Here is a 13,095-nt window from a genome sequence, read left to right as displayed (position 1 = left end):
GCGCTAATCAGCGCCTTGTTCGTCTTCTTCTATTTTCATTTCGTCTCGCCATCTTAGCTTTTCAAGCGGGTAGCCTAAAAAGAACTTGGCTCGCTCAAGCACGATACGTGTGGTTAATTTTTTAATCGTATAATTACTACTGCCCGTTAACTTATCGCACATTGCGTTAAGCGCCTGAATATCTGCAAAACAACAAAACGAAATGTAATCAATATCACCACTTAACTGCATGCAATCCATTATTTCAGGGATATCGTGTATTTCAGCTAAAAATTTACGCCTAGCAGCTAAATTATTGTCCTCAAGAGTAAATTCCATATAAGCAAACACATGCTCACATATTTGTTCAAGATTAATATCGGCATGAAATGTACGAAAATACCCAGCTTCTTTTAATGCTTTAACGCGTTGAAAACAAGCGCTGGGAGAAAGGTTTACTCGCTCTGCTAACTCTACATTAGTGAGATCGGCAGTAAGATGCACTATTGCTAATATTTTTTGGTTATATCTGTCTATCTTTATCGTTTTTTTCATAACTGGTTTCACATTGAAAAATAATTAATTTTGTAAACCTATTGTCAAAATGTACATAAAACTTAGCGCCTGCTAGATATTTTCACAATATGTTTGTGCTCATTTGAGGTTTTACAAAATATTATTTTGTCTGAAAAAGCGACAATGTTTGTACGTTAAAAACATTACCTTAGTCGTGACATTAGGACATATAACATGAGCAGATACAATAGAACAAAATTCCATAAAACGCTTTTAGCATCGGCGGTGAGTTTATCGTGCTTGTCACACGTTAATGCACAAGAACAAAATAATACAGCCAACACTATCGAAAAAATTTCTGTTATCTCTCGAGGACGTGTTGAGTCAATTCAAAACGTGCCAGACTCTGTTACCGCCTTTAGCGCCGATACGATTGAAAAATCTCGTATTACCAGCTTTCGTGATGTTGCTAATTTAACGCCTAATCTATCGCAACTTGATAACTTTAGACCCGGCCTTGCGCGTATAACTATTCGAGGGTTAATTACACCGCAAGTAGGCGATCCGCCACTGGCGTTTGTTGTTGATGGTGTAACCGCCCCCGATTTAGAGTTTATTAACCAAGACTTAGTAGATATTGAGCGCATTGAAGTTATGCGTGGCGCGCAAGGCGCACTGTACGGTAGAGGCGCTATTGGTGGTGCGGTCATTGTTACGACAAAAAAACCTATTGAAGACTTTGAAGGTAAAGTTAAAGGCTCAATTGGTAATGGTAATACTTATAACCTAAATGCAGTTGTGTCAGGGTCGTTAAATGATGAAAACACGGCTTATTTTAGAGCCGGTGGTTATATAAAAGATACCGATGGCCTTATTAAAAATACTTACACGGGTGATAAAGCCGATCCATTAAAAGAACAATCTGTATTTTCGCAATTAGAATTTGAATTGACTGAAGACACATCAATAAACCTTAAAGGTAAATACACGTCAAGCGAAGCAGGTTTTGCTTACTATCAAAGCGTAAACGATGACACCATTGAAGACTTCTCTATTAATACCTCGCAAAATATTATTAACGAAGATGAGCGTGATGTATATGAGCTAAGCGCTAAGCTGACGCAACATTACGATTTAGGTAAATTTGAATTTGTTACCGCTTACAGCAACTCTGAAAATGAACATTTTTACGATGGCGACTACTCAGCTGATGCAACATTTATAGATGAAGATGGCTTGTTTAGAGCCCCATTTGGAACTGAAGGGTTATACGACATTGAATCGTTAACTGTTGAATCTCGCTTTATATCTCAGTCAGATCAGGAGTTTAGATGGTCTGTGTCGGCATTTTATCAACAGCGCGACCGCGACACTGCGGTACTTTTTTATGATGACTTTACGGATGCACAAATACTCACCCGTAAAGACTTTGCAAACGATGAACCTTACTTATCTATTATCGATAATAACAGCAGTGATGCGTGGGCTCTTGCGGGGCAATTTAACTACGATATTACCTCGCAGTTAGAGCTAACCGGTGCACTACGTTACGATCACGATACTCGCGAGTCGTTTGACCCAACTAATAAAACAGATACTTACGCTAAAAAGTCGTTTAGCCAACTACAGCCAAAAGTAACTTTAGGATACCAAGTTACGGATGACTTTTTACTTTATACGGGTTATTCGCACGGATTTAGAAGTGGCGGCTTTAATGAGCCTGCAGAAGGAATTAGCCGTACCTTTGATCAAGAAGTATCTGATAGCTACGAAATGGGTTTTAAAACGTCTTTGTTTGATAGCAAATTAACCCTTAATGGAGCTGCGTTTATTATTGACCAAGACGATGCTCAATTTACGCAATTTAATGTAGATACATACACCCTCGAAAATCTATCAATTGATGAAGTGCAAACCAAAGGCTTAGAGCTAGAGGCGGCCTATGCAGCCACCAGCAATTTAAGCATAAACCTAAGCGCAGGTATTATTGATTCAGAAATAAAAAGCTTTGCACTGCGCCCTGAGCTTACTGGCAGAGCACAGTTTTGGGTCCCTGAATACAACTACAGCATATCGGCCAATCATAATACGCAATTAAACGGCCAGTGGTCACTGTTTTCCCGCGCTGAGGTATTAATAGAAGGGCCTAAAACCTTCAGCATTGATATTCCAGATGTAGAGTCATCACGCTACACCTACCTCAATGCCGGGATTGGCATTAAATCTGAGCAATGGACAGTGCAAGTTTACGTAGACAACCTCACTGATGAGCGTGCCATTGAAGATATATTTTTATATGGCGATGGAATTACTGAACTTGCGCGCCAACCTAATAAACCACGTAGTTACGGCGTAGAGCTAAGCTACGACTTTTAATTTCAACTCTCAAATAGCTGCTTTAAACAATCTTAAGGCAGCCTCTTTTTTAGATAACCAATAGCGATACACACATGCAAATTCTTAATCGTGAACAACTAATTGATATTTTATACGGCTGCGCCATTTTAGGTACCGGTGGTGGCGGTGAGCTAAGTGAAGGCATAAATTACATTGACGAAGCCCTTGCACTAGGTAAAACGTTTAAACTTATTAGCGCAGATGAAGTACCCGCAGGCGAACTTGTATGCACACCTTATATTTTAGGGGCAATCTCGCCACTAACAGATACGGAAGAGCGAGCTTACGCTAATCTCCCACGGACAGGTAAGCATTCTATTTTAGCGGCCTACGATCGCGCCCTTGAGTACATGAATAAAGAGTCCATTTACGGAACGATTTGTTGCGAACTAGGTGGCGCTAACACTGCGGTATCGTTTTATTTAGCGGCTATGTTTGACGGCTATATTATTGATGCCGACCCTGCTGGACGAGCAGTTCCTGAAATTACCCACTCAACCTATTATTTAAATAATTTACCCGCAGCACCAATTATTACCGCAAACGAATTTGGCGAATGCTTTATTTGTGAAAACGTTATGGATGACTTACGCGCTGAAACCGTAGTGCGTGCCCTTGCCAAAATAAGCCGTAACGACATCGCGGCCATTGATCATATTCTTCCTATTGAACAGATGAAAGATGCGGTTATTCACGGCACGATAAGTAAAGCATTAAAGCTTGGAAGAGCCATGCGTGAAGCCAACAACTCAAATGAAAACACTATTAATGTAGTTGCCGAGCAAGGTAATGGATTTGTCGCGTTTGAAGGAATTGTTAGTGAGTTTGAATTTAAAACACTTGAAGGCTTTACCATAGGCGAAGTTATGCTTGCTGGCACTGGCGAGTTTGCTGGTAACAGTTATAAAATTACGGTTAAAAACGAAAATATGGCTGCGTTTTTAAATAAAGAAGTACACGTTACCATCCCTGATTTAATTTGTTGCCTAAACACACAAGCGGGTACGCCAATCACCAATCCAAATTATGAAATAGGTATGCCTGTATCCGTTATTATTTTGCCAGCACCTGTTGAATTTACAACACCAAAAGGACTTTCTATATTTGGCCCTAATTACGCAGGTGTTAAGAGTGATTATCGCCCTGCTATAAATAGTTAACTATTCAGCTCTAACCTGAATTATAATAAAGCTTAGCGTGGTTAGCGTTTAACCCGTTAAGCTTTTATATCAATAACTCACTTCCAACCTGCAATACTCCTTTAATCAAAGTTAAAAAGCTATAATAAAAATCTTATATAGGTAATAATCTTTAAATTAATGGACTCAAGGATTATTTGGTATGCTAGGTTTTTGGTATAAGGAGTTTCCGCAATACCCTAAAGATCATAAGGACTTTTGGCGTACTCGTTTAATAGCCCACTCTTTACTAATAACTACGAGTTATTTTTTAGTTTTAACACTCCTCAACCTTTTCTACTTTGAAAGCTATGACATTGCTTTAATTGATGCCTTAGGGCTGACTATATCACTAGGTATCTATACTTGGTTTAATAAAACAGCCAACGTAAATGCAGCAGCATGGGCCGTTGCCCTTATGGTTGTTAGCTTAATAATGATGTTTGTGATTTCTGTAGGCGGACATGCGCATTCTTTATTTTGGGCAACGTTGATCCCGCCTTTTAGCTTTTTTTTAGTTGGAAGAAACTGGGGAAGCCTATTTAGTACAGTCGCTTTTGCTATTTGTGCGTATCTTGTGTATTTACAACAACAGCAAACTGTAACAATTGGCTTAGGCTCTTTATTTAATCTTATAGAAGTAAGCCTTGCTCATATTTTAATTTTTAGATTTTACGAAAAAACACGGTTTTCGGCATACACTCGATTATCTATCCGTAACTTAGAAATTCAACACTTAGCAGAAACCGATAAGTTAACGGGGCTTTATAACAGGCAAAAATTTGATTTTGAATTATCACAGTTAATTGCTAAAAATGACGTTTTTAAAACCCCACATTGCTTACTTATTTGCGATATAGATCACTTCAAAAATATAAACGATACCTACGGGCATTTGGTAGGTGATAACGTGCTAACTGAATTTGCAAAAATATTAAAAAGCCGTATGGGAAATGACGCACTTATTGCGCGATGGGGCGGAGAAGAATTCACTATTATTTTATCCAACACCTCTTTAAATGATAGCGCTAAAAAAGCCGATGACCTGAGAAAGTATATTGCCGAAAACACAGTTACAAATGTAGCATTTACTATAAGTATTGGATTAGCAACGATACAAAAAGACGATACAGTGCTAAAACTACTGGAGCGGGCTGATATAGCGCTATATAAGGCTAAAAATAATGGACGCAATAAAGTATGTGTTAGCGATAACGATTCAACCGTTATCGCTCAATCAACTTACTTAAATGGGTTTATAACCTAAACTTAAGCGTGCTGCCCACAAGCAAATCCACAGCTCCACGCATATTGGAAGTTGTAGCCTCCAAGCCACCCTGTTACGTCAGTTACTTCGCCTATAAAGTATAGGCCTTTAGCTTTTTTAGCTTCAAAGGTTTTTGAGCTCAACTCGTCGGTATCTACACCGCCCAATGTTACTTCTGCTGTTCTATAACCTTCTGTGCCATTGGGTTTAATTTGCCACGCATGAATATAATTTACTAACTCATTTATTTGAGCATGGGTAAGCTGATTAATATTACAATCTGGTATCGCTTTGCTTTCGTGCAGTATTTCTATAAAGCGTTTAGGTAAAATAGTTGCAAGGCTATTTTTTAACGACTTTTGGGCTTGCGTTTCTCGCCAGTCAGCAAGTTGCTGCCTTAAATCAATTTCAGGTAATAAGTTTATAGTTACAGCCTGCCCTGCTCGCCAAAATGAGCTTATTTGCAATATTGCTGGGCCCGATAACCCTCGATGAGTAAAGAGGATGTTTTCTTTAAATACGGTGCCGTCTTCGCTTGAAACTTCACAAGGGATACTAATTCCCGAGAGCCCTTCAAAACGCTCTTTATCATGCTGATGCAAAGTAAACGGCACAAGTGCAGCCATAGTTGGTAACACGCTTAAGCCAAACTGCTCTGCAATTTTATAACCTATTGGTGTAGCCCCTAGTTTTGGCATAGTTAAGCCACCTGATGCTATAACTAACGACTCACAGCTTAAGGTTTCTTGCTCTGTGGTAACGCTATAGCCGGTTTCGGTTTTTGATACGCTGATCACTTCACTGCGTAGTTTTATATTTACCCCGGCCCACTCACATTCGGTCAGTAAAATATCAACAATGTCTTGTGCATTGTTATCGCAAAAAAGCTGACCTAGTGTTTTATGGTGATACGCCAAGCCATGTCTGTCTACCAGCTCAATAAAGTCATGCTGTGTATAGCGACTTAAACATGATTTAACAAAATGAGCATTTGCGCATAAGTAGTTATCAGGGGTTGTGTTTTCATTTGTAAAATTACAACGCCCACCACCACTTATTAAAATTTTACGACCTGGTTTTTTGCCCATATCAAGTACTGTAACGCTTCGGCCACGGTATCCAGCTTGCGCTGCACACATTAATCCTGCTGCTCCCGCACCTATCACAATTACATCTACTTGACTCATTATTTTACCCTACTAAAAAATTTTTCCGATTATAGCAAAGTTTGATAGCTAACAACGTAGCATTTAAATTATTAGCAATAACACAACAAAAACGCATCAGTAATAAGTCGGAAATAATTACCCGCACAACAAACCAACCCTTTATACTTATTTTTAATTTATATGACAAATACTAAACAACGAGTAAACTGCTAAAAACCTGAGTTATAACTAAATGAAAGAGGTACATAATAAATTGATATTTTAACCTAGTTAACAGATCGTTTACTTTTGTTCCCGCATCGTGATCTTACATCACGAAATAATAAATAAAAATCTAGGGATAATTATGACAACAAGTAAAACTTTTAAAAGATGCGCAATTGCAATTACAGTTAGTACGCTTTTTGCTGCAACATCTGGCATGGCTCAATCAGTTTCAAGTTCAATGGCCGAAACATCGGCTAAACTACAAAGCCAAGGCGGTTTCGAAACTCAGTTCATTATTAAATATAAAAATAATAACGAAATGGCGAGCCTCTCAACTGCAGACGCAAGCCCAGCTAGCATGAAAAAGCGCGCACAAAGCTTTGTTAAAAACTTCGCTTTTAAAAAAGGTAAAGTAAAAGCAAAATACGTTCGTGCAATGGCACTTAATAATCATCACGTAATGCGTGCTGATAAAAAATTAAGTGCGGCTGAGGCCCAAGAGTTTATGCAAGAAATGGTTGATTCTGGCAATGTGGAATACATTGAAGTGGATCAAATGCTAAAGCCGTTTTCAACTCCTAACGATCCACGTTTTGATGACCAATGGCACTACTACGAGCAAGCCGGTGGTTTAAACTTGCCGACCGCATGGGATACCGCAACGGGTAGCGGTGTAGTTGTAGCTGTACTAGATACGGGCTACCGCCCTCATGCTGATTTAAACGCTAATATTTTACCGGGTTACGATATGATCTCTAACCTTTCGGTAGCTAATGACGGTGGTGGTCGCGATAGCGATGCACGCGATCCTGGTGATGCAGTTGCTGCGAATGAATGTGGCACTAACGGTGCACAAAACTCTAGCTGGCATGGCACGCACGTAGCCGGCACAGTTGCTGCGGTAACCAATAACGGTGAAGGTGTTGCAGGCGTAGCTTATAACGCAAAAGTAGTGCCTGTTCGTGTACTCGGTAAGTGTGGTGGTTTAACCTCAGATATTGCAGATGGTATTATTTGGGCATCTGGTGGAAGTGTTTCAGGTATTCCTGCTAACTCAAACCCTGCTGATGTAATTAATATGAGTTTAGGTGGCAGCGGTTCATGTAGCTCTACAACTCAAAATGCAATTAACACAGCACGTAGTAACGGCACTGTGGTAGTTATTGCTGCAGGTAACGATAACGATAACTCAGCAAACTACAACCCAGGTAACTGTAACGGTGTAGTAAATGTAGCCTCAGTGGGCCGTAATGGCGGCAGAGCTTATTACTCAAACTACGGTAGCAATATTGATGTTGCAGCACCAGGCGGCGCACAAAGCTTTGCAAACGACTCTGAAGGCGTTCTATCAACATACAATTCAGGTTCGTCTACACCTTCAAGCGACAGCTATGGCTTTTCACAAGGTACATCAATGGCTGCGCCTCACGTAGCAGGTGTTGCGGCACTTATTAAGCAAGCAAAACCAGATGCAACGCCTGACGAAATAGAAAGTATTTTAAAATCAACTACCCGTTCGTTCCCTGCAACATGTACTAGCTGTGGTACGGGTATTGTTGATGCTGCCGCAGCTGTTGCAGCAGCAAGTGGCGGCACTACTCCACCTACAGGTGGCGATAGCGAGCTTATTAATGGTGAAGCTAAAACAGGTTTAAGTGGGGCTGCAAATGCACAAGCATTTTACACGATGACAGTACCAAGCGGTGCAACTAACGTAACATTCACTATGAGTGGTGGTACTGGCGATGCTGATTTATACGTACGTGCAGGCAGTAAACCTACAACTACTACCTATGATTGTCGTCCATATAAAGGCGGTAATAGCGAAGAGTGTTCTATTGATAACCCTACTGCGGGAACTTACCACGTAATGCTTAACGGCTACTCTGCGTATTCAGCTGTTAGCTTGGTAGGTAATATTACTGGTGGTTCATCATCGGGTGGCGGTTCAGGTACTCCACAAGCAGGCGGCGGCACTATAAGCGATGTGTCAGCCAATACTGGGCAGTGGAAACATTACACGTTAGATGTACCAGCTGGAATGAGTACGTTTACAGTAACAACATCGGGTGGCAGTGGCGATGCTGATTTATTTGTAAAATACGGTAGCCAACCAACAGCAAGCTCATACGATTGCCGCCCTTATAAAAATGGCAATGCAGAAACATGTACATTTACTAATCCACAAGCAGGTACTTGGCACTTAAGCGTTAACGCTTATAGCACTTTCTCTGGTTTAACGCTTAGCGGGCAATACCAACCGTAATTTAAAGTTTGGGCCTTTAATAAAAAAACCGATGTTGTTGCCAACATCGGTTTTTCAATAATAACTAGCAGATTAGTTAAAGCTAAAATCTACACTTTATTACTGTTATAGCTTCTCTAGTACTGATTCTGCGCGGCTTACAACAAACTCTTTGTCTTGTTCTACAAATAAACCTGTTACTAGCGCATTTTCAATAATCATAGCGTAACGCGTTGAACGTATACCACCAAAACTAGCAGTATCTTTATCAAGCCCTAACGATTTAGTGAAACTTCCATCGCCATCCCCAAGCATTGTAATTTCTTGCGCGTTTTGTGAATCACCCCATGCTTTCATAACAAATGCATCATTAACAGATACACAGTAAATAGCATCAACACCTTTTGCTTTAATTTTATCAGCAAGGGTAATAAACTCAGGTAAATGGGCATTTGAACACGTTGGAGTAAACGCACCAGGTACTGCAAATAACACGACTTTTTTACCTTCAAACAATTCTTTATTTGTAAGAGATTGCATACCGTCGTCAGTTAATTGCGTTAACGTCACTGCTGGTAATTCTTGGCCTTGCTCAATCATGGTAATTCCTTGAAAAGATTAATACAGAATAAGTAACAATCGTACTACGTAGCCTACTACTATGTATAAAAAGTACGGCTAACTTAGTAGCTCAAAACAGCCTACCATAGAACGAAGAATACGCGCTGTATTAAGGTAAATTCAAATCATTTATAAAACTTGAAAAATCATTACCTAGCTTTTCATCTCGCAGACTGTACTCAACAATTGCTTTTAAGTAGCCTAACTTATCTCCACAATCGTGAGAGCGACCACTCATATGAAATGCTTCAACGGTTTCTTGTGCCATTAATGCGTCAATAGAATCTGTAAGTTGTATTTCACCGCCAGCACCTACAGACGTTTTTGCAAGTAGAGGCCAAATATTCTTACTCAGTACATATCGCCCTACAACAGCTAGATTAGAAGGCGCTAAATCTGCATCAGGTTTTTCAACCATTGCTTTAATTGCAGCACTTTTACCTGGCATTAACTCAACACCGTTTATATCAGCAATACCATATTTACTAACGTCTTCTTTAGCTACCGGCTCAAGCATTATTTGGCTTGCTTGAGTTTCTTTAAAGCGTTTAATCATGGCCGCTAAGTTTTCAGTTTCTTGATCCGCAGTATAGGCATCAAGTATCACATCAGGCAGGAGCACAACAAAGTTGTTATCACCAACTATTGGTTTAGCGCATAAAATAGCATGTCCAAGCCCTTTAGCTTCACCTTGGCGTACACTCATAATAGTTACATCATTTGGACAAATAGAGCGAATTTCATCTAATAAAGCTCGTTTAACACGCTTCTCAAGAGTCGCTTCTAGTTCATAACTTGTATCAAAGTGGTTTTCGATTGCATTTTTAGAGCTATGCGTAACTAACACAATATCTTTAATACCAGCGGACACACATTCGCTGACAATATATTGAATTAGAGGCTTATCGACTATTGGGAGCATTTCTTTTGGGATAGCTTTTGTCATAGGGAGCATTCTCGTCCCTAAGCCAGCTACTGGAATTACAGCTTTCATATCTGTCCTTAGTGATTAAGTTTGTAAATAAACTAGCAGATACAAAATAGATACCAGCTGAATAAAGTTACCTCTTTTGAAGAAGTAAATTTGAAGCTGCTTTTAAAGTGAAGACTCTACACTTTAGGAATATAAAATAGATAGGTAAATAGTGAACTTATTAATGATTTTGTTGTGGGGTGAGATTACATTAGCTAAACGAAAAAAGCCTGGGTTTGCTATAAATAACAAACCCAGACCAATAAATTTCTAACTAAAGGTAGCGTTACAAAACCTTTTTATAATTAAAGACCTGCACGATCTTTAATTACTGCAATAAGCGGTGAGCTGGCAAAATTACCTTCAGCCCAAGCAATGTCAGCACCATCTGTTAACGCACTTTTTGATAAGTTTTTAACTATATACTCACCAGTATCTACTGCATTACTAGCAACAGCATGGCGTAATAAGTTATTACCATTACATTGTACTGCATCATAAATATTACGAATTTTTACACGAGAGCTTTTAAGCTTGCTGCGTAATCGGTTTTTATCGTCTGCCGCAATATATTCACAAATAGATACTGCTAATTGATCTTCAGCATTTACAGGTGCTGTATACGAAAACGAACTAACAGCTACAACGGCAGTAAGTGCAACTAGCTTTGGTAATTTAAACATGACAAACCCTTTATAATACTTTGTTCTTATATAGACTATCGAATATTATATCAATCTATCAAAATTTACGCAATAATGTTAACGTTCTTTATATAAAGTTACGAATTTATAACTAGATAAATTCTTGTCATCCGGATGGTTTTCTTGCTCTTCTTTCACGTACCAATTAGCAACTTTATTGTAATCTGGAAACTGTGTATCGCCTTTAACATCTAAATCAATAAAAGTTAGATACAGGCGTTCTGCTTTTGGTAAAAATTGCTCATAGATATTACCACCACCAATAATCATTACTTCTTCAGCAGTAGTAACGAGTTCTAATGCGGCATCTGGCGTACTTACTACTTCAATACCCTGTGCAGTATATTCGCTGTTTCGAGTAATAATAATATTACGGCGCCCAGGTAATGGACGGCCTATAGACTCAAAAGTTTTACGACCCATGATCACAGGCTTACCCGTAGTGACCTTTTTAAAATGCTGAAGATCTGCAGGTAAATGCCATGGCATTTTATTATCTAGACCAATTACACGGTTATTTGCCATTGCTGCAATCATTGAAATTATCATAATAAACACCTAGTACTTTATTCTTAAACAAAGAAAAAGGAGCATAAGCTCCTTTTTAGTAAATTCTATTTAATTAACGCTCGTAGACAACTTCTACGTCGTAATCATCTTCATCCCAGTCATCCCAATCATCATCATTGCCCTTACCTTTAGTGGCTTTTTCATGATAGGTATCCCACTTAAACTCAACTTCTTCATCTTCCACTTGTACAAACTTCTCTTTAGGCATGCTATCAAGTAGTGTCATTATGTTGTGGATTAATGGTTGAGTGTTAAGTTTATTAATTGCTGAAATGTGATAGATATTTTCAGTTTCGCCCAGCTCTTCTGCAATCGATTCGCATAACGCTTTTGCTTCATCCTCTGGTAATAAATCTATTTTATTAAATACTAACCAGCGTGGCTTCTCAGCTAATTTAGGGCTGTATTGGTGCAGCTCGTTAATAATCGAAAACGCATTATCAACAGGGTTTGAACCATCTACCGGCATTACATCAATGATGTGTAATAACACACGACAACGCTCTAAATGTTTCAAAAAGCGAATACCTAGGCCTGCGCCATCAGATGCACCTTCAATTAGACCCGGAATATCGGCTATAACAAATGATTTATTTGCTTCAGGACGTACCACACCTAAATTAGGAATAAGCGTCGTGAATGGGTAATCAGCTACTTTTGGTCTTGCTGCAGATACACTGCGGATAAACGTAGATTTACCGGCATTTGGCAATCCAAGTAAGCCAACATCAGCTAATAATAGTAACTCTAATTTTAAGTTACGGACTTCACCTGGTGTGCCTAATGTTTTTTGACGAGGTGCTCGGTTAGTACTTGATTTAAAACGCGCATTCCCCAAGCCGTGGAAACCACCTTTTGCAACCAAAATTCGTTGACCATGTTGCGTTAAATCGCCAAGTCCCTCTTGGGTATCAACATCCATGATGCGCGTGCCCACAGGCACCATAACAAATAAGTCATCAGCTTTTCGGCCTGTACAGTTACGGCTACGACCGTTAGTACCACGTTCAGCTCTATGGAAGCGCTCAAACTGATAATCAATTAAGGTATTTAAGTTTTCATCAGCTTGTAGATAAACACTACCACCGTCTCCACCGTCACCGCCGTCTGGTCCACCATCTGGAACATATTTTTCACGACGGAAAGACACGATGCCGCTGCCACCGTCTCCAGCTTCTGCGCGAATTTCTACTTCATCTACAAACTTCATGATTACTCACTTTAGGGATTGGCTTGTTTAATAACTCTATTATATACCCAAGCCAGCAC

The 13,095-nt window shown here is 39.4% G+C and carries 11 protein-coding genes; 4 read left to right on the top strand and 7 right to left on the bottom strand.

Going from position 1 to position 13,095, the window contains the following annotated elements; all coding sequences use genetic code 11:
* Positions 1 to 3 precede the first annotated feature (3 nt).
* Complete coding sequence (locus tag QMA08_RS12215) at positions 4 to 534, bottom strand: Lrp/AsnC family transcriptional regulator (RefSeq protein ID WP_002957736.1); 531 nt, start codon at positions 532 to 534, stop codon at positions 4 to 6.
* A gap of 195 nt (positions 535 to 729) precedes the next feature.
* Between QMA08_RS12215 and QMA08_RS12210 the strand changes: the two genes are divergently transcribed.
* From QMA08_RS12210 to QMA08_RS12200, 3 genes are all read left to right on the top strand, one after another.
* Positions 730 to 2,871: a TonB-dependent receptor gene (locus QMA08_RS12210; RefSeq protein ID WP_290174598.1), complete on the top strand. Its 2,142-nt coding sequence runs from the start codon at positions 730 to 732 to the stop codon at positions 2,869 to 2,871.
* A gap of 74 nt (positions 2,872 to 2,945) precedes the next feature.
* Positions 2,946 to 4,052 carry a DUF917 domain-containing protein gene (locus tag QMA08_RS12205; protein ID WP_290174597.1) on the top strand — a complete coding sequence of 369 codons (1,107 nt, stop codon included), beginning with the start codon at positions 2,946 to 2,948 and terminating at the stop codon, positions 4,050 to 4,052.
* A 181-nt stretch (positions 4,053 to 4,233) separates the two neighbouring features.
* Positions 4,234 to 5,337, top strand: coding sequence for a GGDEF domain-containing protein (locus tag QMA08_RS12200; RefSeq protein ID WP_290174596.1), 1,104 nt, complete (start codon positions 4,234 to 4,236; stop codon positions 5,335 to 5,337).
* A gap of 2 nt (positions 5,338 to 5,339) precedes the next feature.
* Here QMA08_RS12200 and QMA08_RS12195 read toward each other — a convergent pair whose 3' ends face one another.
* Positions 5,340 to 6,524, bottom strand: a complete 1,185-nt coding sequence (locus QMA08_RS12195; protein ID WP_290174595.1) for an NAD(P)/FAD-dependent oxidoreductase — start codon at positions 6,522 to 6,524, stop codon at positions 5,340 to 5,342.
* A 328-nt stretch (positions 6,525 to 6,852) separates the two neighbouring features.
* Here QMA08_RS12195 and QMA08_RS12190 point away from each other — a divergent pair, with 328 nt between their 5' ends.
* Complete coding sequence (locus QMA08_RS12190) at positions 6,853 to 8,979, top strand: S8 family peptidase (RefSeq protein WP_290174594.1); 2,127 nt, start codon at positions 6,853 to 6,855, stop codon at positions 8,977 to 8,979.
* A 105-nt stretch (positions 8,980 to 9,084) separates the two neighbouring features.
* Here QMA08_RS12190 and QMA08_RS12185 read toward each other — a convergent pair whose 3' ends face one another.
* The 5 genes from QMA08_RS12185 to cgtA all read right to left on the bottom strand — a co-directional run bounded on the left by QMA08_RS12185 (position 9,085) and on the right by cgtA (position 13,036).
* On the bottom strand, positions 9,085 to 9,558 hold the full coding sequence (locus QMA08_RS12185) for a peroxiredoxin (protein WP_024594812.1): 474 nt from the start codon (positions 9,556 to 9,558) through the stop codon (positions 9,085 to 9,087).
* Between the two features lie 130 nt (positions 9,559 to 9,688).
* Positions 9,689 to 10,573: a UTP--glucose-1-phosphate uridylyltransferase GalU gene (gene galU, locus QMA08_RS12180; protein WP_024594811.1), complete on the bottom strand. Its 885-nt coding sequence runs from the start codon at positions 10,571 to 10,573 to the stop codon at positions 9,689 to 9,691.
* 284 nt (positions 10,574 to 10,857) lie between these two features.
* Positions 10,858 to 11,235, bottom strand: coding sequence for a DUF3718 domain-containing protein (locus QMA08_RS12175; protein ID WP_002957744.1), 378 nt, complete (start codon positions 11,233 to 11,235; stop codon positions 10,858 to 10,860).
* A gap of 78 nt (positions 11,236 to 11,313) precedes the next feature.
* On the bottom strand, positions 11,314 to 11,805 hold the full coding sequence (folA, locus tag QMA08_RS12170) for a type 3 dihydrofolate reductase (protein ID WP_290174593.1): 492 nt from the start codon (positions 11,803 to 11,805) through the stop codon (positions 11,314 to 11,316).
* Between the two features lie 73 nt (positions 11,806 to 11,878).
* Positions 11,879 to 13,036, bottom strand: coding sequence for an Obg family GTPase CgtA (cgtA, locus tag QMA08_RS12165; RefSeq protein WP_002957746.1), 1,158 nt, complete (start codon positions 13,034 to 13,036; stop codon positions 11,879 to 11,881).
* Positions 13,037 to 13,095: the final 59 nt, after the last annotated feature.

This window comes from Pseudoalteromonas sp. APC 3355, from assembly GCF_030407615.1.
GTDB classification, from domain to species: Bacteria; Pseudomonadota; Gammaproteobacteria; order Enterobacterales; family Alteromonadaceae; genus Pseudoalteromonas; species Pseudoalteromonas distincta.
Note: the sequence above shows the minus strand (reverse complement) of the source record. Positions and strands in the feature narration are given on the sequence as shown.